Here is a 21039-nt window from a genome sequence, read left to right as displayed (position 1 = left end):
ACCCGATGACGACAATCGCCAGCGGCACCGACACGCTCACGCGCGACGCGCTGACCGTCCTCCAGCCCGGCTTCACCGGGACCACCGCCCCCGACTGGCTGCTGCGCAGCCTCGGCGAGGGGCTGGCCTCCGTCGGCCTGTTCGGGCGCAACATCGCCTCGGCCGGGCAACTGGCCGCCCTGACCGCCCAACTGCGCGCCGAACGCGACGACGTGCTGGTCGCCATCGACGAGGAGGGCGGCGACGTCACCCGCCTGGAGGTCCGCACCGGCTCCTCCTTCCCCGGCAACCTCGCCCTCGGCGCGGTGGACGACGTCGAGCTGACCCGGGAGGTGGCCGCGGAACTGGGCCGCCGGCTCGCGGCCTGCGGGGTGAACCTCAACTGGGCGCCCTCCGCCGACGTCAACTCCAACCCGGACAACCCGGTCATCGGCGTGCGCTCCTTCGGCGCCGGCACCGACCTGGTCTCCCGGCACACCGCCGCCTACGTCACCGGTCTCCAGTCGGTGGGCGTGGCCGCCTGCACCAAGCACTTCCCCGGTCACGGTGACACCGCCGTCGACTCCCACCACGCGATGCCGCGCATCGACGTGGGCGCCGAGGTGCTGGCCGAGCGCGACCTCGCCCCCTTCCGCGCGGCCATCGCCGCCGGCAGCCGCGCGGTGATGAGCGCCCACATCCTGGTCCCGGCCCTGGACCCGGACAGGCCGGCCACGCTGTCCCGCCGCATCCTGACCGACCTGCTCCGCGGCGAACTGGGCCACGAGGGCCTGATCGTCACCGACGGCATGGAGATGCGGGCCATCTCCGGCACCTACGGCATCGAACGCGGCAGCGTCCTGGCCATCGGGGCGGGAGCCGACGCGATCTGCGTGGGAGGCGGCCTGGCCGACGAGGAGACCGTACTGCGGCTGCGTGACGCCCTGGTCGAGGCCGTCCGCTCGGGCGAGCTGCCCGAGGACCGGCTGGCCGACGCGGCGGAACGGGTGCGCGCCCTGGCCCGCTGGACCTCCGCGCACCGCACCGACGCCGCCGCCCGGACCGCGAGCGGCACCGACGGCACCGACGGCGACGTGGGCCTGAGCGCCGCCCGCCGGGCCCTGCGGATCACCGGCTCCGACGGCTTCACCGCCCTCACCGACGCGCCCTACGTCGCCGCGCTCACCCCCGTGGCGAACATCGCGGTCGGCGACGAGACCCCCTGGGGCGTCGCCGCCGAGCTGTTCCGGCTGCTCCCCGGCACGGAGACCGGCAGCTTCACCGGGCCGGACGCCGGGAAGGACGTGCTGGGCGCGGCGGGTCCGCGCCGCATCGTGGCCGTCGTCCGCGACGAACACCGGCACCCCTGGATGGCGGCAGCCCTCGACACGCTGCTGGCGGAGCGCCCCGACACGATCGTCGTCGAGATGGGCGTGCCCCGCGCGGCACCCCGCGGCGCCCTCCACCTGGCCACCCACGGCGCCGCCCGCGTCTGCGGCCGCGCGGCCGCGGAGGCCCTCACGGGGGCGTGACCCCCACCCCGCCCGACACGCCGAAGGCGCCGACCCCCTCGCAGGAGAGGGTCGGCGCCTTCGGCTTCGGCGGGTTGGGGGTAATGGGGGGGGCGGGGGAGGGCGGGTGTGAGGCGGGCGCACGCGTGGGGTGCGACGGCCCGGGGGCGCGGGGCATGGGTGGGAGGCGGGCGCAGGCGTGCCGTGCGGCCGCCCGAATTCCGAGGCGGGCATACGACGTGCAGTGCGGCCGCCGGGTTGGAGGCGTCGCGGGCAGGGCAGGCGTGCGGTGCGGCCGCCCGGGTGCTGCCGCGGACAAGTGGCGGGGCGGCGGTGACAGCGGACGGGCTCCCACCGATGCTCACGCGTCGCCGGGACCGGCTGCCCGCCCATGCGCCCCCCCGACGGGCCGCCGGCCTGCACAGTCGCCCACCGAGCAGGTCCCCGCGAGCCCCTCCCGGCCTCACCGCGGATGTCACGCTCCGTTGGCGCCCGGCCAGGTGCGGCTCCCGCGCAGGTGGGATACGGCGAAGGGCGCCGCCCCCGGTGACCGGGGACCGGCGCCCTCCCTGCACGTGCCCGCGGAGTCAGATGCCCTGCCAGGCGGGCTTGTGCGCGAAGGTGTGCCGGAAGTAGTCGGCCAGCTTCAGCTTGGAGGCGGCGGCCTCGTCGACGACGACGGTGGCATGCGGGTGGAACTGGAGCGCGGAGGCCGGGCACACCGCCGCCACCGGACCCTCGACACTCGCGGCGACGGCGTCGGCCTTGCCCTCGCCGGTGGCGAGCAGCACCACGTGCCGGGCCTCCAGGATGGTGCCGATGCCCTGCGTGATCACGTGGTGCGGGACCTGCTCGATGTCACCGTCGAAGAAGCGCGCGTTGTCGACGCGGGTCTGCTCGGTGAGCGTCTTGATCCGGGTCCGTGAGGCCAGCGAGGAGCACGGCTCGTTGAAGCCGATGTGCCCGTCGGTTCCGATCCCCAGCAGCTGGAGGTCGACCCCGCCGGCTCCGCCCAGCGCCGCGTCGTACGCCTCGCACGCCCTCTGCACGTCGTCCGCCGTGCCGTCCGGGCCCATGAACGCGTCCATGCCGATCCCCAGCGGTTCGAGCACCTCGCGCCGCAGCACCGAGCGGTACGACTCGGGATGATCCGCGGGCAGCCCCACGTACTCGTCGAGCTGGGCGATCCGGGCCCGCGCGGTGTCCACGGCGCCCGAGCGCACCTTGGCCGCCAGCGCCTCGTAGACGGGCAGCGGCGTCGATCCGGTGGCCACCCCGAGCAGGGCGTCGGGCTTGCGTCGGAGCAGCTGTGCCATGGCTTCGGCTATCAGTTCGCCGCCTGCCCTGGCGTCGGGAACGATGACAACTTCCACGCTTGCCTGCCGTTTCGAAGAGAGGACTCACCCGGGGTCCGGGACTGGCTGTGTGGGGCCCCATGTGGTTTAGACCAATCTAACAGAGCGGGGGCCCGCGAGCGCGTCGAACCGGCCGGTGAAACGGCGGCCCCGGGCCCTACGTCAGCGAACCTCCCGTGGCGTCCACCCAGCTCCCCGTGACCCACCGTCCTTCGTGTGAGGCCAGGAACGCCACCACGTCGGCCACCTCGGCCGGCGTGCCGACCCCGCCCAGCGCGGAGAGTGCCGCCGCCCGCTCCCAGCCGTCCGCGCTCCCGTGCAGCAGCTCGGCCGTGTTGTCGGTATCGATGATGCCGGGCGCCACCGAGTTCACCGTGATGCCGCGGGCGCCCAGCACCTTGGAGAGGTCGCGCGAGAAGACGTCCAGCGCTCCCTTCGTCATCGCGTACGCCATGTTGTCCGGCATCACCGCGGTGCGGGCCAGGCCCGAGGAGATGTTGATGACCCGGCCGCCGTCGCGGATACGCCCCATGCCGTGCTTGAGGAGGAAGAACGGCGCCCTCACGTTGACCGCGAAGACCGCGTCGTACTCCGCTTCGGCTATCTCCCCTATGGGCCGGGTGTTCCCGATGCCGGCGTTGTTCACCAGGACGTCCAGCCCATCGGCGTGCCGGTCGAACTCCTCCCACAGGGCCTCGGCCGCCCCGGGGGCGCGCAAGTCGGCCCGGATCGGGAACGCCGAGCCGCCCGCCGCCTCGATCTCCGCGACCGTCCCCTTCGCCGCCGCCTCGTCCCTCCCGTAGTGCACCGCGACCCGGGCGCCGTCCCGCCCCAGCCGCTCGGCGATGCCGCGTCCGATACCCCTGCTCGCCCCCGTGACAAGTGCCGTCCTGCCGGTAAGCACGCCCATGACGACGCCCCCTTCGCATTTCCCTAGCGGTCGCTACAGAAAAAACCGTACCGCACCGCGGAGACAATTTTCTAGTGCTCGCTATAAAATGAATCCCATGGTGAGCGACGAGAAGAGCGGACAGGTGGGAGCGTCGGCCGGGAGGGGCGCGGCCGGGTCCCGGGGACGGGGCCGACCCCGTTCCTTCGACCGGGCGACGGCCCTGGAGAAGGCGCTGATGGCCTTCTGGGAACACGGATACGAGGCCACGTCCGTCTCCGACCTCACCCGGGTCATGGACATCGGCGCCCCGAGCCTCTACGCAGCCTTCGGCGACAAGCGCTCGCTCTTCGAGGAGGTCGTCCAGGAGTACGGCACGCGCTACGGCTCCTTCGGCACCCGCGCCCTCGACGAGGAGCCGACCGCGCGGGCGGGGACGGAGCGGATGCTGCGCGAGGCCGCCGTCGAGTACACGGCGCCGGGCCGGCCGCACGGCTGCCTCGTCATCCACGCGGCAGCCAACTGCTCGACGCCCGAGGTCGAGGAGTCCCTCCGGCAGCGGCGCAACGCCAACATCGCCGCGATCGAGAGCCGGATCGCCGCCGACGTGGACGCGGGCGTGCTCCCGCCGGCCACCGATGCCGCGACCCTGGCCCGCTTCACCGGCGCGATGATCCAGGGCATGTCCCAGCAGGCGCGCGACGGCGCGGGCCGGGCGGAACTGGAGGCGCTCGTGGAAATTGCCCTGGCCGCCTGGCCCCGCGTGTGAGCCAACAGGGTTAGGCTTCTGCCGGGCACTCGGGTGACCGCGCGCCCGGCGGAGCACGACAACGACGAACGGCGTTCATCGCATGGACACGGTGAGTGGTCTAGTCCACAATGGCCACGGATGGCACTCGCCGTGACGCTCACGCAAGGTGACCGCCAGACTTCCGCCTTCCCCGCACAGGAGGGCGGACCGAGGAACCGGAGCTCTCTGCCCTGACTGCCCCGGCTCCTCATCCTTCGGCCGACCGGGACCGCACACCCCACGGCCGATGTTGCTCCGGGCTGCGGTGCCGGGAGGGTTGAGGGTCCCTCCCAGGCGCCGCGGCCCGCGGGTGTCTCCGGGGTCCGATCCCGCCCCTGCGCCGGTGCGAACCGTCCGGTTCCGGGCGCTGTCCGTACCGCCAGGTACGCTCAGCCACGTGCCCTCCATGAACGAACTCGTACGCCAGCACACCGCGCTCGACGACTCCGACCTCGAGTGGCTCCACCTGCTGGTCTCGGAGTGGCAGCTCCTCTCCGACCTCTCCTTCGCCGACCTCGTCCTGTGGGTGCCCACCCGCGACGGCACGCGCTACGTCTCGGTCGCCCAGATGCGCCCGAACACCGGCCCGACCTCCTACCAGGACGACATGGTCGGCCACCTCGTCCCGCGCGGCCGGCGCCCCATGCTGGACGCCGCCCTGGACGAGGGCCGGATCGTGCGCGAGGGCGACCCGGAGTGGCGCGAGGAGGTCCCGGTCCGCGTCGAGTCCATCCCCGTGCGTCGCCAGGGGCGCGTCCTGGGCGTCATCGCCCGCAACACCAACCTGCTCACCGTGCGCACACCGAGCCGTCTGGAGCTCACCTACCTCCAGAGCGCCTCCGACCTCGCCCAGATGATCGCGGCCGGTGCCTTCCCGTTCGAGAACCAGCAGGTCGACATGGACGCCTCCCCTCGCGTGGGCGACGGTCTGATCAGGGTCGACGGGGACGGCATCGTCCAGTACGCCTCGCCGAACGCGCTGTCGGCGTACCACCGCATGGGCCTCGCCGCCGACCTGGTCGGCCACCACCTCGGCCGCACCACCGCCGAACTCGCCCCGTCCCGCGGTCCCGTGGACGAGGCTCTCGCCAAGGTGGCCAGCGGCTGGGCGCCTCGCGAGTTCGAGATCGAGGCGCATGACGGGGTGATCCAGTTCCGTGCCATCCCCCTCAAGCCCAAGGGCACGCGCATCGGTTCGCTGGTGCTCCTCCGCGACGTCACGGAACTGCGCCGACGCGAGCGCGAGTTGATCACCAAGGACGCCACCATCCGGGAGATCCACCACCGGGTGAAGAACAACCTCCAGACGGTGGCGGCCCTGCTGCGCCTCCAGGCCCGGCGCATCGAGTCCGACCGGGGACGCGAGGCGCTCGAAGAGGCCGTACGCCGCGTCGGATCGATCGCGATCGTGCATGAGACGCTCTCCCAGAATCTGGACGAGCGCGTGGAGTTCGACGAGATCGCCGACCGCGTGCTGGCGATGGTGGCGGAAATCTCTCCGGGCAAGGTCACCGGCCGGCGCACCGGACGCTTCGGCATCCTGGACGCCGAGGTGGCGACCCCGCTGTCGATGGTACTCACCGAGGTGTTGCAGAACGCCCTGGAGCACGGCTTCCGCGAGGGCGACACCGGCACGGTCGAGGTCTCCGCGGTCAGGGGCGGTACGACGAAGGAGGCCCGGCTGCTGGTCACCGTCCAGGACGACGGGGTCGGCCTGCCCGAGCAATTCGACCCGCACCGCTCCGGCAACCTCGGCCTGCAGATCGTCCGCACCCTGGTGGAGGGTGAGCTGGGCGGCTCCTTCGACATGGTCCCGGCCCCGAGTCGCGGTACCCGGGTGATCCTCGACATCCCGGTGCCCGCGGCGAAGTAGCGGCGCCGCGCCCGCGGTGGACCGGGACCCGATCGGCGCAGGCCCCGATCAGCACAGGCCCCGGACAGCAAAAAGCCCCGGACCGGTGAAGGTCCGAGGCCAGTGCTCGTGCGTTGCATCATGCGATGCGCATCGGGGGTACTGCGCGCTGCGGCTCGGGAGCGGGGGTTGCGTACTCGCTGTACGCGCCGCCAAGCTCAGGCTGTCAGCAGGGGTGGATGGTCAGGCGGAGGCCTGACGAGCCCGGTTGCGGGCGGCACGGCGCTTCATTGCGCGGCGCTCGTCCTCGCTGAGACCACCCCAGACGCCGGAGTCCTGACCGGACTCGAGCGCCCACTGCAAGCACTGCTCCATGACAGGGCAGCGACGGCAGACGGCCTTGGCTTCCTCGATCTGCAGCAGCGCGGGACCGGTGTTGCCGATGGGGAAGAAGAGCTCGGGGTCTTCCTCGCGGCAAACGGCGCGGTGACGCCAGTCCATGGCTGCTACCTCTCCTTGGTATTACATGCAGGTTGCTTGTGAATGTGAACGCTTTCACGAATCCCTCAACAAGGGAAGGGCCTACCGCCAGGTTGCCCTGCGTGGTCCTGTGATTTGAAGAGGGGTTCTGGTGATCTGTGGAGGCTGGTGTTGCGGGCCGTCCCGATCGCCAAGAAGAGACTCGCAAACCTCGGCGGCGGATACAACCCCTTCCGGAAAGTTTTTTTTGATTCTTCGGTGTCGACTAGGTCACAGCCGTACTTCCATGGGGTGGACCCTGGTCTAAACGTTCGAGTGAAAGGACTTTCGCCCCTTCTGCTCACACAATCACACGCAGTGCACGGCGTACGCCTGTGAACGTCACGCTGGTCCGCAGTCCCAGGTGGTCACCGTCCATCTGGAGGGGGAGCGGGACCTTCGAATGCAAGGTGAAGCCGGTCAGATCGTGCAGGGAGACGGCGTGCCGGCCCTGGGGCCCCCGCTCGGGGGACGAAGTGAGCAACTGGGTCCCATACCGGGCGACCGCGCCCGTCGACAGGCGGCTGAGGCCGAAGACGTCGAGCGCGGTATCGAACGAGGCCTTAGGTGACGCGTAGATCGGGCGATTGCCGAGAAACGTCCAGGGGCACGTGTTCGAGACTATGGAGAGCACGAGATCGTTGATCGGCTCCTCGCCCGCCCGCTCCAGGGTGATCGTCCCGCTGCGGCGGTGCGGTTCCCCCATGAGCGCGCGCATCACCTGGCGGAGGTAGAGGGCGTGGGTCGATCTCCTGCCGCGTTCACGCTGCTGCTCCACCCGGCCGACCACGCCGGCGTCGAAGCCCAGACCGGCGTTGAAGGTGAACCAGCGGGCCGGCACCGACTCGTCCTCCGAACCCGGGGTGCCCGAGGCGAGGCCCAGCCCGACGGTCCGCTCGCTGCCCTCGCGCAGGGCGTCCAGTAGGGCGCCGGTGGCTTCCACGGCGTGGTTGGGCAGGCCGAGGGCGCGGGCGAAGACGTTGGTGGAGCCGCCGGGGACCACCGCGAGACGGGGCAGGTCCTGAGGAGCGGGGCCGGCGTGCAGCAGGCCGTTGACGACCTCGTTGACCGTGCCGTCGCCGCCGAGGGCGACCACCAGCTCGATGTCGTCGCTCTGCGCCGCCTGCCGGCCGAGGTCGCGCGCGTGGCCGCGGTACTCGGTGGTGACCGCCTCCAGCTTCATCTCGCTCGCGAGCGCGTGGATGAGCACGTCGCGCGTGCGCGCACTCGTGGTGGTTGCCGCCGGATTGACCACGAGAAGTGCACGCATGGTTTGCAGGGTACCTACTGGGTGGTACCCGGCCCAGACCGAGGTGGAGAACCAGGGTGGGGATCGGGGTGGGCGCACGGGCGTGGGCGGCGCACCGGACGCGCCCGCGGGTTCGTGCGCGCCGGGGGCTACCCTGCAAGGGTGAGCAGTGAGCAGAACCCCACCGTCCCTCAAGCCGCCGAAGAGCCCGGTCCCCGTCCCGGTCGGCTGACCGCCGCGGCGGCGCTCGCCGCACTCGAGGGTCTGGCACTCGTCGTCGGCGGTGCCTGGATGCTGGTGGGCGGCCTCACGGGTCACCCCGACGACCGGACCTCGGCCCTCACCGGCGGCGTCACCCTGATCGTCCTCGCCCTGCTGCCGTTGCTCGCCGCCCGCGGGCTGATCGCCCGGCGGGGCTGGAGCCGGGGGCCCGCCGTCATCACGCAGATCATGGCGCTGCCCGTGGCCTACAACCTGCTCCAGGCCGACAGCGTGGCCATCCCGGCGGGCATCGTGCTCGGTGCCGTCGCCGTCACGGCGCTGGTGCTGCTCGTCAACCCCACGACCACCCAGGCCCTCGGGATCCGGGGGCCCGGCGGCGCGGAGAAGTAGGCCGTCCCGCCCGGCGGTGTCCGGGCGCGTCCGGCGCCCGGTGTCCGGCGTCCGCGGTCGGCTACTCCTCGACCAGCAGCTTCTCCCGCAGCTGCGCCAGCGTGCGGGCCAGCAGCCGCGAGACGTGCATCTGCGAGATGCCGACCTCCTGCGCGATCTGCGACTGGGTCATGTTGCCGAAGAAGCGCAGCAGCAGGATCCGCTTCTCCCGCGGAGGCAGGTCCTCCAGCAGCGGCTTGAGCGACTCCCGGTACTCGACGCCCTCCAGGGCCTCGTCCTCCGCGCCCAGGGTGTCCGCGACCGCCGGGGACTCGTCGTCGGTGTCCGGGACGTCCAGGGACAGCGTGGAGTACGCGTTGGCCGACTCCAGGCCTTCCAGGACCTCCTCCTCCGAGATCGACAGCTTCTCGGCGAGTTCGTGGACCGTGGGGGAGCGCCCGTGCAGCTGTGAGAGCTCCGCCGTGGCCGTGGTCAAAGCCAGCCGCAGCTCCTGGAGCCGGCGCGGGACCCGCACCGCCCAGCCCTTGTCCCGGAAGTGCCGCTTGATCTCGCCGACGACCGTCGGGGTCGCGTACGTGGAGAACTCCACACCGCGCTCCGGGTCGAAGCGGTCGACCGACTTGATCAGTCCGATGGTCGCGACCTGGGTGAGGTCGTCCAGCGGCTCGCCGCGGTTGCGGAAGCGGCGCGCGAGGTGCTCCACGAGCGGCAGGTGCATGCGGACCAGCCGGTTGCGCAGCTCCGCGTAGGCGGGGCTGTCCTTCTCCAGGGTGCGCAGCTCGGCGAACAGGAGGCGCGCCCCGCTGCGGTCCTGCGGGTCGTGCCGCGTGCCCTGCGTGCCCCGTGCACCGGGCGCGTCGTCCTCGGTGTGTCGCTCGTGCTCGCTCATCGTCCCGCCCGTTGCCCTTTCCCGAGCCTGCGCCTCCGCTCGGACGGGCCGGACGGGGGTGTCCCCGGTCCGCGGCCCGTCGCCCGGGACGACGACCCCCGGGGAGGCCTCGTCCTCCGGATGCGGCCGGGCCTGCTCGGGGATGCCGTCGATGCCGTCCGCCATGCGTCGGTTCTCGTTCTCAGAACGAGCGCCCTCGGCCGGCAGCTCCCGTGTGCCGTTCTCGTCCCGCACCGGCCCGTCCCCGTCCCTCACGTCGGCCCGGGTCCCGCGCCGCGCTGTTTGTAGAGGCTGATCGAAACGGTTCTGTCCTCGTCCACGGCGGAGGAGACCTTGCCCGCCAGGGCGGACAGCACGGTCCACGCGAAGGTGTCCCGCGAGGGCGCGTGACCGTCCGTGGTCGGCGCCGAGACGGTGACCTCGAGCGAGTCGTCGACCAGGCGGAAGACACAGCTGAGCACCGAGCCGGGCACGGCCTGCTGAAGCAGGATCGCGCAGGCCTCGTCGACTGCGATGCGCAGGTCCTCGATCTCGTCGAGGGTGAAGTCCAAACGGGCTGCGAGGCCGGCCGTCGCCGTACGCAGCACCGACAGGTAGGCACCCGCGGCCGGCAGCCGGACTTCGACGAAGTCCTGGGTCGCGGGCTCGCCTGCGATCTGGGACACCCTCACCTCCAAGGTGGTACAAGCGTTACAGGGCCGAGGATCGACCCCGGGGCAACGCGATACGTGGTTCAGCGGTGACGTTATCGCGCTCCGAACTTTCCTGTCCCCGAGACCCCAACCCCGCACTGTCACTCATAGTAAACACATGAACACGCACAGTGGCTAGAGGTTCGGGGCGCCCAAATCGGAAGAGCGCGCGCCGGGTTGACGTACCCAGGCCTCAGACGGTCGAACCGTCCCCGGCCGAGGTCACACGAGGACGTGATCGACGAAGCACCAACGCCAGTTCTCGCCCGGTTCGAAGGTGCGCATGACCGGGTGACCGGTCTCGCGGTGATGCGCCGTGGCGTGCTGCCTCGGCGAGGAGTCGCAGCACCCGACGTGCCCGCAGTCGAGGCACAGACGGAGCTGCACCGGGTCCGTGCCCTCCGCCAGGCACTCCGGACAGGTCTGGCTGCGCGGCTCCGGTTCCGGGTGCGGCAGCGCGTCGGCGTGCGTGCACTGTTTCATGATTGCCAGGTTACGACGGGCGTGCGGATGACCGCGCGGAAGAAGAGGGCGGGCGAGGACGATGGACGTGATGCCGCTGCTGTTGCTGGTCGCGGGCAGTGCCGCGATCGCGGCGGCGGGGCGGCGGGTACCGGTGCCCGCGCCCCTGCTGCTGGTCGCGGCGGGCCTGGCGGTGAGCTACGTCCCCGGAGTGCCCGACTACACCCTCGACCCGCACATCGTCCTGCCCCTGCTGCTGCCGCCGCTGCTCCACACGGCGGCCACCGACAGCTCCTACCTGGACCTGCGGGCTCAGGTGCGGCCCGTGGCGCTGCTCTCCTTCGGCTACGTGCTCTTCGCGACCTTCGTCGTCGGCTGCGCCGCGTACCTGATCGTGCCGGGCCTGCCGCTGACCGCGGCCCTGGTCCTCGGCGCGGTGGTGGCCCCGCCGGACGCCGTCGCGGCCACGGCGGTCGCCCGCCGGGTGGGTCTGCCGTCCCGGATCACGACCATCCTCCAGGGCGAGTCCCTGGTGAACGACGCCACCGCGATCACCGCCTTCAAGGTCGCGCTCGCGGCGGCCGTGGGCGAGGGGGCGACCTGGGCCGGCGGGATCGGGGAGTTCCTGATCGCGGCGGTGGGCGGTGTGGGCGTGGGCCTGGTGCTGATGGTGCCGATCCACTGGCTGCGCACGCATCTCAAGGAGGCGCTCCTGCAGAACACGCTCTCCCTGCTCGTCCCGTTCTTCGCCTACGCGGTGGCGGAGCAGGTGCACGCGTCCGGGGTGCTCGCGGTGGTGGTCGTCGCGCTCTTCCTCGGGCACCGCGCGTGGGAGGTCGATTTCGCCACCCGTCTCCAGGAGGAGGCGGTGTGGAAGATGGTGGCCTTCGTCCTGGAGTCGGCCGTGTTCGCCCTGATCGGGCTCCAGCTCCCCGTCGTGCTCAAGGGGCTCGGGGAGTACCAGGGAGTCGACGCCGCCTGGTACGCGGTCGCCGTCTTCCTGGTGGTTGCCGCCGCCCGCTTCGTCTGGGTCTACCCCGCGACCTTCCTGCCGAGGCTGTCGGCACGCGTCCGCGCGCGCGAGGGGGACATGTCGTGGAAGGGCCCGTTCGTGATCAGCTGGGCGGGGATGCGCGGGGTCGTCTCCCTGGCGATCGCCTTCTCCATCCCGCTCACCGTGCACGGCGGCGATCCGTTCCCCGAGCGCAACCTCATCCTGTTCCTCACCTTCACCACGGTCATCGGCACGCTGGTCGTGCAGGGCGTCAGCCTGCCGCCGCTGATCCGCCTGCTGAAGTTCCCCGCGCACGACGTGCAGGCCGAGACGCTGGCCGAGGCGAACGCCCAGGCCCAGGCCTCCCGTGCCGCCCAGCAGCGCCTGGAGGAACTCCTCGCGGACGAGCGCAACGCCCTGCCGACCCCCCTCGCGGACCGTCTGCGCACGGTCCTGGAGCGCCGCCGCAACGCCGTCTGGGAGCGGCTCGGGCAGGCCAACCCGGTCACCGGGGAGAGCGTGGACGACACCTACCGGCGCCTGTCCCGGGAGATGATCGGCGCCGAGCGCGAGGTCTTCGTCCGGCTGCGCGACGGCCGCTACATCGACGACGAGATGCTCCGGACGCTGCTGCGCCGGCTGGACCTGGAGGAGGCGGCGGCGTACCGGGAGACCACGTAGCACGGACCGGCACGGCGCGGGCCGTTCGGCCGGGACGGCCGGCGGGCGGTGGGCACCGCCGGTCCCCCACGCCGCCCGGCTCAGGGGAAGGGGCGGCCGGTGACGACCGCAGCCAGGGTCGTCCCGCGGGCGAAGACCCCCTCCTCGGCGAGGGCGAGCAGGGCGTGCAGCATCTTGGCCACGTAGACGCGCTCCACGGGGAGGCCGTGGCGGTGCTCGAAGTCCTCGGCGAAGGACTCGAGCCCGGGGGTGGTGCGGGCGTAGCCACCGCAGTGGAAGCGGTCGTCGATGCTCCAGGCGCCCCGTACCCCGCCGAAGGCGCGCACCTGGAGGCGCCGTACGTCGTCGGTGAGGAAGCCGCCCTTCAGGACGGATATCCCGAGCGCCCGTCTTCCCGGGGGCAGGCCGGCCGCCAGTCCGGCTAGCGTGCCGCCGGTGCCGCAGGCGAGCGCGGCCACGTCGGCGTGCTCGCCCAGTTCCTCGCCGAGGGCCCGGCAGCCGCGGACCGCCTCCGCGTTGCTGCCGCCCTCGGGCACGACGACCGGGTCCTCGGCGCCCACCGCGCGCAGCAGGGCGCCCAGGGTCTCCGGCTCGGACGCGCGGCGGTACGTCGTACGGTCGACGAAGTGCAGCCGCATGCCGTCGGCCGCGCACCGGGCCAGCGAGGGGTTGAGCGGCCGGTCGGCCAGTTCCTGGCCGCGTACCACGCCCACCGTGGACAGCCCCAGCAGCCGGCCGGCGGCGGCCGTCGCCCGCAGGTGGTTCGAGTAGGCGCCGCCGAACGTGACGACCGTGCGGTCCCCCGCCATGGCGAGATTCGGTGCCAGTTTGCGCCATTTGTTGCCGACCAGCTCGGGGTGGATCAGGTCGTCCCGCTTGAGGAGCAACCGGACACCGAGCCGCTCGAACCGCCCGTCGACGACCTCCTGAAGAGGGGAGGGCAGACGGGGCCGCAGGGCGGCGAGGCCGCGGGTGTCGGTGCCGGTCACCCCGTCATTGTCGCGCCGCCGCGCGACGGCGGGCGCGTCACCCCAGCCGGTCGCCGATCCGGTTCCGCATCGACGCCATGGTGAACCCCCTAGGGTCCACCTTGCCCGGCTGCCATTCGAGGTGACCGATGACGGATCGCTCGTTCCACCCGTGGTGGCGGCAGACCGCGGCGGCGGCCCGCTCGATCGCCTCCAGCTGCGCCGCGGGCCAGGGGTCCTCGCCGTCGCCCATGTTCTCGCACTCGAACCCGTAGAAGTGCCGGTTGCCGTCGGTGTTCGCCTCGTTGTCGCCCGGCAGTCCCCGCTCCGCGATCACCGCCCGCAGGACGTCGTCGTCGCCGAGCCCCGCGTGGTTGGCCCTGCCGTACCCGACCAGGTGGACTCTGCCGTCCTTGGTGATCACCCCGTGGCACAGCGGCCCCGGCAGGCCCGCGTAGCCCTTGCGGCAGAGGTCCACCGTCCGCGCGCTGCCCCTGGTGACCGTGTGGTGGATCATCACGCCGTGCACGGGCCCCCAGGGACCCTTGTGGTTGCGGTTGTGGTCCCGCCAGTCGCCGACCTCGACGACGGTGAGTCCCTCCGCCTTGAGCGCCTTGACGAAACTGCTCGCGGACATGGGTGAGGCCACGCTCGGCTCCTTCACTCTGCGCGACGACCGCCCGGCGCGCTCGCCTCCTACGGTGCTTGTACCGAAACGGAGCGCTCTCTAGTACTTGTTCGGTCCGCGAGCGACGAGATTCGGACAACCTCGTTCCGGTGAACGGCCTTCAGCAGGGCCGGACAAGAGGCCGAGAGGCCGAACAAGCGCCCATATCTGCCCTGGTCTCCGGTGATCCATTCCCGCTCTTTCGGGTAATACCATCGGCACGCTCCGTGAGGAAGGCTGGTCCCCGCACATCGATGCCGGGCGCAGCCGTCCGGCACGACCGGGAGGGCAATTCCTTATGTCGGTAGGCGAAGAGGTCCGCACCGAGCAGACCAGGCCGCAGCAGAGCCTCGGCACGGCGGCCGCGCGGAACCTGGCCACCACGACCAAGTCCGTTCCTCAGATGCAGGAGATCAGCTCGCGCTGGCTGCTGCGGACCCTCCCCTGGGTGGACATCCAGGGCGGTACGTACCGGGTGAACCGGCGCATGACCTTCGCCGTCGGCGACGGCAGGGTGACGTTCGTGAAGACCGGCGACCGCGTCGAGGTCATCCCGGCGGAGCTGGGGGAGTTGCCTGCCCTGCGCTCGTACGAGGACGAGGAGGTCCTCTCGGAGCTGGCGCAGCGCTGTGAGCAGAGGGAGTTCGGCCCCGGTGAGGTGATCGCCTCCTTCGGCGGCCGGGCCGACGAGGTCTACCTGCTGGCGCACGGCAAGGTGGAGAAGGTCGGCAGCGGTCCCTACGGCGACGACGCGGTGCTCGGCGTCCTCGCCGACGGCGCCTACTTCGGCGACGAGGCACTGCTCGACGCGGACGCCATCTGGGAGTACACCGCCCGGACGGTCACCGCCTGCACGGTGCTCGTGCTGCCCCGCCAGGAGGTGGACCAGGTCTCGGAGCGTTCCGACTCCCTGCGGACGCACCTGGAGGAGCGGCGCTCGATCCCCGACCAGCCCACCAACCGGCACGGCGAGAAGGCGATCGACCTCTCCGCCGGCCACAGCGGCGAGCCCGACATCCCGCACACCTTCGTCGACTACGAGGCCCGTCCCCGTGAGTACGAGCTGAGTGTCGCCCAGACCGTGCTGCGCATCCACTCGCGCGTGGCCGACCTCTACAACCAGCCGATGAACCAGACGGAGCAGCAGATCCGGCTGACCGTCGAGGCGCTGAAGGAGCGCCAGGAGCACGAGCTGGTCAACAACCGCGAGTTCGGTCTGCTGCACAACTGCGAGTACGACCAGCGCATCCAGCCGCACGACGGGGTGCCCGGCCCGGACGACCTGGACGAGCTGCTGAGCCGCCGGCGCGGTACCAAGCTGCTCCTGGCCCACCCGCGCGCCATCGCCGCGATCGGCCGCGAGCTGAACAGGCGCGGGCTCGTTCCGGAGACGATCGACATCGCGGGCAACCGCATCCCGACCTGGCGCGGGGTGCCGATCTACCCGTGCAACAAGATCCCGGTCACCGAGGCCCGTACGACGTCGATCATCGCGATGCGTACCGGTGAGCAGGACCAGGGCGTCATCGGCCTGCGGGCCACCGGCATCCCGGACGAGATCGAGCCGAGTCTGTCGGTGCGTTTCATGGGCATCAACGAACAGGCCATCATCAAGTACCTGGTCACGGCCTACTACTCGGCCGCGGTCCTCGTGCCGGACGCGCTCGGAGTCCTGGAGAACGTCGAGATCGGCCGCTGGCAGTGACGCCAGTCTCCCGAACGCCGTGTCCCCGCCCTCCCGGGCGGGTACACCCCGGGGGTACGCAGGTGGACGGATGGGGGAGGTGAGTCCATGACGGAGGCTCCGCTCGGCGTCACCGACCCGCTTCGTCCCGCCGGCACGCTGGAAGGGCACGGGGTCATCGGCACGCAGCGGGAGAAGGCATCGGAGGCGCCCTCCGGCGGGCGGGGGGAGGAGGCACCGGCCGAGGGGCACGAGGCGGCGGCGCTCCTGCGGGAGTCGCGGGCGTCGGTCGACCCCGAACTGCGCTCCGCCATCGCGTCCTTGCCCGCCGCGATGCGCCGCACCGCGCTCTACCACTTCGGATGGCAGCACGCGGACGGCAGTCCCGCGGCCGGTAACGCGGGCAAGGCGATCCGGCCCGCGCTCGTCCTCACCTCGGCCGCCGCCCTCGGCGGACCCGCGGCCCGGGCGGCGGCGGTGCGGGCCGCGGCCGCGGTGGAACTGGCCCACAACTTCACCCTGCTCCACGACGACGTGATGGACCGGGACGTCACCCGGCGCCACCGGCCGACCGCGTGGACCGTGTACGGCGACGCGGACGCGATCCTCGCGGGGGACGCCCTGCACGCGCTGGCCCTGCGGGTGCTCGCGGTGGACCCGCACCCGGCGGCCGCCGCGGCGGCCGCCCGGCTCGGCGACTGCGTCATGGAGTTGTGCGAGGGCCAGCACACGGACACGGCCATGGAAGGGCGCGCCCCGGGTGAGGTCTCCCTGGAGGAGACGCTCGCCATGGCCGAGGCCAAGACGGGCGCCCTGCTGGGTTGCGCCTGTGCCCTCGGCGCGCTGTACGCCGGCGCCGCGGACGAGGACGTCGAGGCCCTGGACCGCTTCGGCCGGGAGGCCGGGCTGGCCTTCCAGCTCATCGACGACGTCATCGGCATATGGGGCGACCCGGAGCACACCGGCAAGCCGGCCGGGGCGGACCTCGCCTCCCGCAAGAAGTCGTTGCCCGTGGTCGCCGCCCTCACCTCGGGCACCCCGGCGGCCGCCGAACTCGCCGAGCTGTACGCGGCACCGTACGAGGAGGACAAGGAGGACCTGGAGCGCACCGCACTGGCCGTGGAGCGGGCGGGCGGCCGGGACTGGGCGCAGGCCCAGGCGGCCGACCACATGGCGAGGGCGATGCAGGAACTGGCCCGCGCCGTGCCCGACCCGCAGGCGGCGGGCGGAATGCTCGCGCTGGCCGAGTTCGTGACCCGGCGCAGCACCTGACGCTCACCGCGCCACCTCGGTCGGCCCGGGCGGGCCGTCGAGCAGCCCGGTGACCGCGCAAGACCCCGGAGCCCGTGCAGGGCCGTACGGCACCTGACCGACGTACGGCCGCACCGCCAAGGGCTCCGGTCCGGCGGGTCCCGCACTTCCCCACGGTGTGCGGGGCCCGCCCCCTTCGTCGAGCGCCCGGCCCGATCCAGGTTGACGGTCCACCGCCGGAACCGCCCGCTAGGCTCAACCGCCGTACGTAAGAGCGGGGTTGGGACGAGAGGGCGGCGGGACATGGGCGTGGTGATCCGGACGGCGGGGGAGGGCGACCGGGAGCGGGTCGTCCGGCTGCTGGACGAGGCCTTCCAGGACGATCCCGTGAGCAGCTGGGTCTTTCCCGGCGTGGCACACCGTCGCCGGACCCACCACCGGCTCATGGCCGCCTTCACCGACGCGGTGCTCGCAGACGGGCGTATCGACCTCACCGAGGACGGCGCGGCCTGCGCCCTGTGGCTGCCGGTGCCCGCGAGCGAGCACCCCGGCGGCGCGGCCGGTGACGGTGACGGTCCCGCCCAGGTGCGCGAGGCCGTCGACCCGGGAAACGAACGCGTCGAGCTGATAGCCCGGCTGACCGAGGGCATCCATCCGTCGGACCGGGCCCACGCGTACCTGTGGATGATCGGCGTGGTCCCGCACCGGCAGGGCGAGGGCCTGGGCACCGCGCTCATCGAGTCGGCCCTGGACCGCTGCGACCGTGAAGGGCTGCCCGCCTACCTGGAGGCGAGCAGCGCGCGGAGCAGGGGCCTGTACGAACGTCTCGGCTTCGAGTGCACCGGACGCGCCCTGGAGCTGCCGGACGGCCCCCGGATGTGGCCGATGTGGCGGGAGCCGAGGACGCCGGCGGAGACCTGACCGCCGGGCGGATCGGGGTCGCGGCACGGTGGTCGCTGCCGCCCGGCCGGGGCCCGGCGGACACCCTCCCGCTCGTCGCGGTGGTGACCGGCGTCGCCGCGGCGACGCCATGCCGTCGTTCGTGCCCGGTGCGGCGGCGCCGGCGGTCGGCATGGCCGCCTGCTGCGTCTGGGCGGACCTGCGCCGCACGGGATGGAAGCACCGGAGACGGCCGGGCCGCCCCAGGCGCGCGTGAGGCGGGATCACGCCAGCTCTCCCGGCCACGGCGCCACGGCCACGTCGCCCGGCCACGCAACGTCCCCGGGGCCGCACCAAGCCCCCGCGGCCACCCGGCGCCCGGGCGACTCCGGTGCACGGGGCGGACAAGACCGCCCCCGCCCCCGCCGTCCAGGCAGCCCTCGCCGCACGGCTGGCCGGCGCACCGCACCGCACCGCACTCGCCGTCCGAGCGGCCCCCGGCGCACCGTCGGCCGGGCGGGCCACGCCAGCACTCGCCGTCCAGGCGGCCCCTCGGCTCACGGGCGGCCGGACAGACAAAACCGCACCCGGTCCACCGTGGCCGCCGTGTTCGGCGGTTGCGGACCGGGTGCGGAAAGGCAGACGCCACGACCGTGAAGATCGCGGGCCGGAGGGCTTGATCCGGGATCAGGCCTTCTTGGTCTCCCAGAAGATCTTGTCGATCTGGGCGATGTAGTCCAGGGCCTTCTGGCCGGTCGCCGGGTCCTTCGAACCCTTGGCGGCCGACAGGGCCTTCAGGGTGTCGTTGACCAGCTGGTGCAGCTCCGGGTACTTCTCGAAGTGCGGGGGCTTGAAGTAGTCGCTCCACAGCACGGAGACGTGGTGCTTCGCCAGCTCGGCGCGCTGCTCCTTGATGACCGTGGCACGCGTCTGGAAGTGCGGGTCGTCGTTACCGGCCATCTTCTCCTGCACGGCCTTCACCGACTCCGCCTCGATGCGGGCCTGGGCAGGGTCGTACACGCCGCAGGGCAGGTCGCAGTGGGCGCTGACCGTGACCTTGGGGGCAAACAGGCGGGAAAGCATGAAGCGTTCCTTCCTCGTGATCGTCTTCTCAGGGGGGACATTACTCCCTGCGAGACCCGTTTTCGCGGGTGCCCCCGTGGGCTTAGGACAAAAGTCCGGGGTGAGACGGAGACTGGTGGAGGAAAGACCGGGGAGGTGCCGGGTGATGCCGGAGTCGTCGCAGGAGCACGAGCGTCCGAGAGGGACGTTGCCGTTCGGCCCGGCCGAGGTGACCGGGCCGTCGATGGTGCCCACGCTGCACCACGGGGACGTGCTGCTCGTGCACTGGGGGGCGCGCGTCCGGCCGGGTGACGTGATCGTGCTGCGCCACCCCTTCCAGCAGGACCTGCTCGTGGTCAAGCGGGCCGTCGAGCGACGCGGGGCCGGCTGGTGGGTGCTCGGGGACAACGCCTTCGCGGGCGGGGACAGTACCGACTACGGGGTGGTCCCCGGGGAACTCGTGCTCGGCAGGGTGCGGTGGCGGTACCGGCGGCTCAAGGCCGGTCAGCGTTCGCCCTTCGCCGTGGCCCGCTGGGCGCTGGCCGCGCTCAGGCCGGTGCTCGGCGACCGGTCCGCCTCCAGGCGTTTGCGGGCCCGGTAGGCCGCGACGTTGGCGCGGGTGGCGCAGCGGTCGGAGCAGTACCGCCGGGAGCGGTTGGTGGAGGTGTCCAGGTAGGCGCTGCGGCAGGGGGCCGCCTCGCACAGGCCCAGGCGGTCCACGCCGTACTCGGTGAGGTGGAAGGCGAGACCCATCGCCGCGATGGCGGCGAAGCCGGCGGTCGCGTTGGACGGGTGGTCCGCCAGGTGCATGTGCCACAGCGGGCTGCCGTCGTCGTCGCGGTGGTCGTGGCCTGAGATCTGCGGGCTCACCGGGAACTCCAGGAGCAGTGAGTTCAGGAGGTCCACGGCGAGTGTCTCGTCGCCGCCGTCGGCCGCCTCGAAGACCGCGCGCAGCCGCCCCCGCACCGAGCGGAACCGGGTCACGTCGGTGTCCGTGGCACGCCGGGCCGCCGACTGGTTGGTGCCGAAGAGCTCCCGGACCGCCTCGACCGAGGTGAGGGAGTCCTGTCCCCGGGCCGGCTCCTCGGTGTTGACGAGACGGACGGCGTAGTCCGAGTAATAGGCCAGTTCCACTTGTAGTCCTTACGGAGGGGCTCTAGGGTCGTGCCTGCGGTCAGGTAAGAGCTGATCGTGCATCCAGGGTATTACGTGACCTACGCGAGGGAGGGGCTCGATGACGGACGCGGACATCGCCACCACGATCACGCCCGCAGCCGACTGGCAGGCCTGGCAGCAGAGCTGGGACCGGCAGCAGGAGTGGTACATGCCCGACCGGGAGGACCGCTTCCGGGTCATGCTGGACATGGTCGAGGCCCTGGTCGGCCCCGCGCCGCGCGTCCTCGACCTCGCCTGCGGCACCGGGACCATCACGGCCCGGCTGCTCGCCCGGTTCCCGCAGGCCACCAGCACCGGCGTCGACCTCGACCCGGCCCTCCTCGCCATCGCCGAGGGCACCTTCGCGGGCGACGAACGGGTCTCCCTCGTCACCGCGGACCTCAAGGACCCCGACTGGGCGGCGAAGCTGCCGTACGACTCCTACGACGCCGTACTGACCGCCACGGCCCTGCACTGGCTGCACGCCGAACCCCTCGCCGCCCTCTACGGTCGGGTCGCGGAGCTGGTCCGCGACGGTGGTGTCTTCATGAACGCGGACCACATGATCGACGACACGACGCCCCGGATCAACGCGGCCGAGCGCGCCCACCGGCACGCGCAGATGGACGCGGCCAAGGCGAGGGGCGCGCTCGACTGGGCCGAGTGGTGGCAGCTCGCCGCCGACGACCCGGTCCTCGCCGGGCCCACCGCCCGCCGCTTCGAGATCTACGGCGAGCACGCCGACGGCGACATGCCCCCGGCGGCGTGGCACGCGCGCGTACTGCGCGAGAAGGGCTTCGGCGAGGCGCGGCCGGTGTGGTGCTCGCCGTCGGACACGCTGCTGCTCGCGCTGAAGTGACCTGGTGACAGACAGACAGAGACGGACAGGGGCAGAGAGA

At 72.3% G+C, this 21039-nt stretch carries 21 protein-coding genes; 10 read left to right on the top strand and 11 right to left on the bottom strand.

Annotation, left to right across the window (positions count from 1 at the left end; all coding sequences use genetic code 11):
* The first annotated feature begins 5 nt into the window (after nt 1-5).
* On the top strand, nt 6-1511 hold the full coding sequence (locus AC07FV_RS17865) for a glycoside hydrolase family 3 protein (protein ID WP_479088263.1): 1506 nt from the start codon (nt 6-8) through the stop codon (nt 1509-1511).
* 566 nt (nt 1512-2077) lie between these two features.
* On the opposite strand, the gene nagB is transcribed toward AC07FV_RS17865, so the two are convergent.
* Together nagB and AC07FV_RS17855 are read right to left on the bottom strand one after the other, a co-directional pair.
* The gene (gene nagB, locus AC07FV_RS17860) at nt 2078-2863 is read right to left on the bottom strand and encodes a glucosamine-6-phosphate deaminase (protein ID WP_479088261.1); all 786 of its coding nucleotides are present in this window, start codon (nt 2861-2863) and stop codon (nt 2078-2080) included.
* 139 nt (nt 2864-3002) lie between these two features.
* The gene (locus AC07FV_RS17855; RefSeq protein ID WP_479088260.1) at nt 3003-3755 is read right to left on the bottom strand and encodes an SDR family oxidoreductase; all 753 of its coding nucleotides are present in this window, start codon (nt 3753-3755) and stop codon (nt 3003-3005) included.
* 97 nt (nt 3756-3852) lie between these two features.
* Between AC07FV_RS17855 and AC07FV_RS17850 the strand changes: the two genes are divergently transcribed.
* Nucleotides 3853-4503, top strand: a complete 651-nt coding sequence (locus tag AC07FV_RS17850; protein ID WP_479088258.1) for a TetR/AcrR family transcriptional regulator — start codon at nt 3853-3855, stop codon at nt 4501-4503.
* Between the two features lie 418 nt (nt 4504-4921).
* Nucleotides 4922-6397 (top strand): sensor histidine kinase, encoded by a 1476-nt coding sequence (locus AC07FV_RS17845; RefSeq protein ID WP_479088256.1) that lies wholly within the window; start codon nt 4922-4924, stop codon nt 6395-6397.
* 222 nt (nt 6398-6619) lie between these two features.
* On the opposite strand, the gene AC07FV_RS17840 is transcribed toward AC07FV_RS17845, so the two are convergent.
* Both AC07FV_RS17840 and AC07FV_RS17835 read right to left on the bottom strand, forming a co-directional pair.
* On the bottom strand, nt 6620-6877 hold the full coding sequence (locus tag AC07FV_RS17840) for a WhiB family transcriptional regulator (protein WP_003973730.1): 258 nt from the start codon (nt 6875-6877) through the stop codon (nt 6620-6622).
* Nucleotides 6878-7196: 319 nt separating this feature from the next.
* The gene (locus tag AC07FV_RS17835; RefSeq protein ID WP_361017143.1) at nt 7197-8165 is read right to left on the bottom strand and encodes a diacylglycerol/lipid kinase family protein; all 969 of its coding nucleotides are present in this window, start codon (nt 8163-8165) and stop codon (nt 7197-7199) included.
* A 141-nt stretch (nt 8166-8306) separates the two neighbouring features.
* Between AC07FV_RS17835 and AC07FV_RS17830 the strand changes: the two genes are divergently transcribed.
* Nucleotides 8307-8756 (top strand): hypothetical protein, encoded by a 450-nt coding sequence (locus tag AC07FV_RS17830; RefSeq protein ID WP_479088255.1) that lies wholly within the window; start codon nt 8307-8309, stop codon nt 8754-8756.
* A 61-nt stretch (nt 8757-8817) separates the two neighbouring features.
* Here AC07FV_RS17830 and AC07FV_RS17825 read toward each other — a convergent pair whose 3' ends face one another.
* From AC07FV_RS17825 to AC07FV_RS17815, 3 genes are all read right to left on the bottom strand, one after another.
* Nucleotides 8818-9900: an RNA polymerase sigma factor SigF gene (locus AC07FV_RS17825; protein WP_479088253.1), complete on the bottom strand. Its 1083-nt coding sequence runs from the start codon at nt 9898-9900 to the stop codon at nt 8818-8820.
* On the bottom strand, nt 9897-10310 hold the full coding sequence (locus tag AC07FV_RS17820) for an ATP-binding protein (protein WP_351995178.1): 414 nt from the start codon (nt 10308-10310) through the stop codon (nt 9897-9899). Before AC07FV_RS17820 ends, AC07FV_RS17825 begins: the two co-directional genes overlap by 4 nt.
* 249 nt (nt 10311-10559) lie before the next feature.
* The gene (locus AC07FV_RS17815) at nt 10560-10820 is read right to left on the bottom strand and encodes a UBP-type zinc finger domain-containing protein (protein ID WP_356604461.1); all 261 of its coding nucleotides are present in this window, start codon (nt 10818-10820) and stop codon (nt 10560-10562) included.
* Nucleotides 10821-10881: 61 nt separating this feature from the next.
* On the opposite strand from AC07FV_RS17815, the gene AC07FV_RS17810 reads away from it, so the two are divergent.
* Entirely contained in the window at nt 10882-12474 is a 1593-nt protein-coding gene (locus AC07FV_RS17810; protein ID WP_479088251.1) for a Na+/H+ antiporter, read from the top strand.
* A gap of 80 nt (nt 12475-12554) precedes the next feature.
* Here AC07FV_RS17810 and AC07FV_RS17805 read toward each other — a convergent pair whose 3' ends face one another.
* Both AC07FV_RS17805 and AC07FV_RS17800 read right to left on the bottom strand, forming a co-directional pair.
* A complete protein-coding gene (locus AC07FV_RS17805; RefSeq protein WP_479088249.1) occupies nt 12555-13463 on the bottom strand; it encodes a 1-aminocyclopropane-1-carboxylate deaminase/D-cysteine desulfhydrase in 909 nt (302 codons plus the stop codon).
* A 37-nt stretch (nt 13464-13500) separates the two neighbouring features.
* Nucleotides 13501-14079 (bottom strand): N-acetylmuramoyl-L-alanine amidase, encoded by a 579-nt coding sequence (locus AC07FV_RS17800; protein WP_479088605.1) that lies wholly within the window; start codon nt 14077-14079, stop codon nt 13501-13503.
* A 328-nt stretch (nt 14080-14407) separates the two neighbouring features.
* Between AC07FV_RS17800 and AC07FV_RS17795 the strand changes: the two genes are divergently transcribed.
* The 3 genes from AC07FV_RS17795 to AC07FV_RS17785 all read left to right on the top strand — a co-directional run bounded on the left by AC07FV_RS17795 (nt 14408) and on the right by AC07FV_RS17785 (nt 17965).
* A complete protein-coding gene (locus AC07FV_RS17795; RefSeq protein ID WP_384693860.1) occupies nt 14408-15814 on the top strand; it encodes a family 2B encapsulin nanocompartment shell protein in 1407 nt (468 codons plus the stop codon).
* A gap of 87 nt (nt 15815-15901) precedes the next feature.
* Complete coding sequence (locus AC07FV_RS17790; RefSeq protein ID WP_479088247.1) at nt 15902-17065, top strand: family 2 encapsulin nanocompartment cargo protein polyprenyl transferase; 1164 nt, start codon at nt 15902-15904, stop codon at nt 17063-17065.
* A gap of 282 nt (nt 17066-17347) precedes the next feature.
* Nucleotides 17348-17965 carry a GNAT family N-acetyltransferase gene (locus AC07FV_RS17785; RefSeq protein ID WP_479088245.1) on the top strand — a complete coding sequence of 206 codons (618 nt, stop codon included), beginning with the start codon at nt 17348-17350 and terminating at the stop codon, nt 17963-17965.
* Between the two features lie 645 nt (nt 17966-18610).
* On the opposite strand, the gene sodN is transcribed toward AC07FV_RS17785, so the two are convergent.
* Nucleotides 18611-19006, bottom strand: a complete 396-nt coding sequence (gene sodN / locus AC07FV_RS17780; RefSeq protein WP_003973716.1) for a superoxide dismutase, Ni — start codon at nt 19004-19006, stop codon at nt 18611-18613.
* 145 nt (nt 19007-19151) lie between these two features.
* Between sodN and sodX the strand changes: the two genes are divergently transcribed.
* Complete coding sequence (sodX, locus tag AC07FV_RS17775) at nt 19152-19586, top strand: nickel-type superoxide dismutase maturation protease (RefSeq protein ID WP_383645200.1); 435 nt, start codon at nt 19152-19154, stop codon at nt 19584-19586.
* Here the strand turns inward: sodX and AC07FV_RS17770 are convergent.
* Complete coding sequence (locus AC07FV_RS17770; protein WP_479088242.1) at nt 19490-20119, bottom strand: CGNR zinc finger domain-containing protein; 630 nt, start codon at nt 20117-20119, stop codon at nt 19490-19492. The genes sodX and AC07FV_RS17770 overlap by 97 nt on opposite strands.
* Before the next feature lie 100 nt (nt 20120-20219).
* Here AC07FV_RS17770 and AC07FV_RS17765 point away from each other — a divergent pair, with 100 nt between their 5' ends.
* Nucleotides 20220-20999, top strand: a complete 780-nt coding sequence (locus AC07FV_RS17765) for a class I SAM-dependent methyltransferase (RefSeq protein ID WP_479088240.1) — start codon at nt 20220-20222, stop codon at nt 20997-20999.
* Nucleotides 21000-21039 lie beyond the last annotated feature (40 nt).

Source organism: Streptomyces sp. NPDC045956, assembly GCF_056430705.1.
Note: the sequence above shows the minus strand (reverse complement) of the source record. Positions and strands in the feature narration are given on the sequence as shown.

What these genes read in the sequence shown, in the direction of transcription:
- AC07FV_RS17815 (WP_356604461.1), bottom strand. Translation starts at nt 10,820, where the DNA reads ATGAAACAGTGCACGCACGCCGACGCGCTGCCGCACCCGGAACCGGAG.
- AC07FV_RS17790 (WP_479088247.1), top strand. Translation starts at nt 15,902, where the DNA reads ATGACGGAGGCTCCGCTCGGCGTCACCGACCCGCTTCGTCCCGCCGGC.
- AC07FV_RS17835 (WP_361017143.1), bottom strand. Translation starts at nt 8,165, where the DNA reads ATGCGTGCACTTCTCGTGGTCAATCCGGCGGCAACCACCACGAGTGCG.
- sodN (WP_003973716.1), bottom strand. Translation starts at nt 19,006, where the DNA reads ATGCTTTCCCGCCTGTTTGCCCCCAAGGTCACGGTCAGCGCCCACTGC.
- AC07FV_RS17810 (WP_479088251.1), top strand. Translation starts at nt 10,882, where the DNA reads ATGGACGTGATGCCGCTGCTGTTGCTGGTCGCGGGCAGTGCCGCGATC.
- sodX (WP_383645200.1), top strand. Translation starts at nt 19,152, where the DNA reads ATGCCGGAGTCGTCGCAGGAGCACGAGCGTCCGAGAGGGACGTTGCCG.
- AC07FV_RS17800 (WP_479088605.1), bottom strand. Translation starts at nt 14,079, where the DNA reads ATGTCCGCGAGCAGTTTCGTCAAGGCGCTCAAGGCGGAGGGACTCACC.
- AC07FV_RS17785 (WP_479088245.1), top strand. Translation starts at nt 17,348, where the DNA reads ATGGGCGTGGTGATCCGGACGGCGGGGGAGGGCGACCGGGAGCGGGTC.
- AC07FV_RS17865 (WP_479088263.1), top strand. Translation starts at nt 6, where the DNA reads ATGACGACAATCGCCAGCGGCACCGACACGCTCACGCGCGACGCGCTG.
- AC07FV_RS17840 (WP_003973730.1), bottom strand. Translation starts at nt 6,877, where the DNA reads ATGGACTGGCGTCACCGCGCCGTTTGCCGCGAGGAAGACCCCGAGCTC.
- AC07FV_RS17795 (WP_384693860.1), top strand. Translation starts at nt 14,408, where the DNA reads ATGTCGGTAGGCGAAGAGGTCCGCACCGAGCAGACCAGGCCGCAGCAG.
- AC07FV_RS17855 (WP_479088260.1), bottom strand. Translation starts at nt 3,755, where the DNA reads ATGGGCGTGCTTACCGGCAGGACGGCACTTGTCACGGGGGCGAGCAGG.
- AC07FV_RS17765 (WP_479088240.1), top strand. Translation starts at nt 20,220, where the DNA reads ATGACGGACGCGGACATCGCCACCACGATCACGCCCGCAGCCGACTGG.
- AC07FV_RS17850 (WP_479088258.1), top strand. Translation starts at nt 3,853, where the DNA reads ATGGTGAGCGACGAGAAGAGCGGACAGGTGGGAGCGTCGGCCGGGAGG.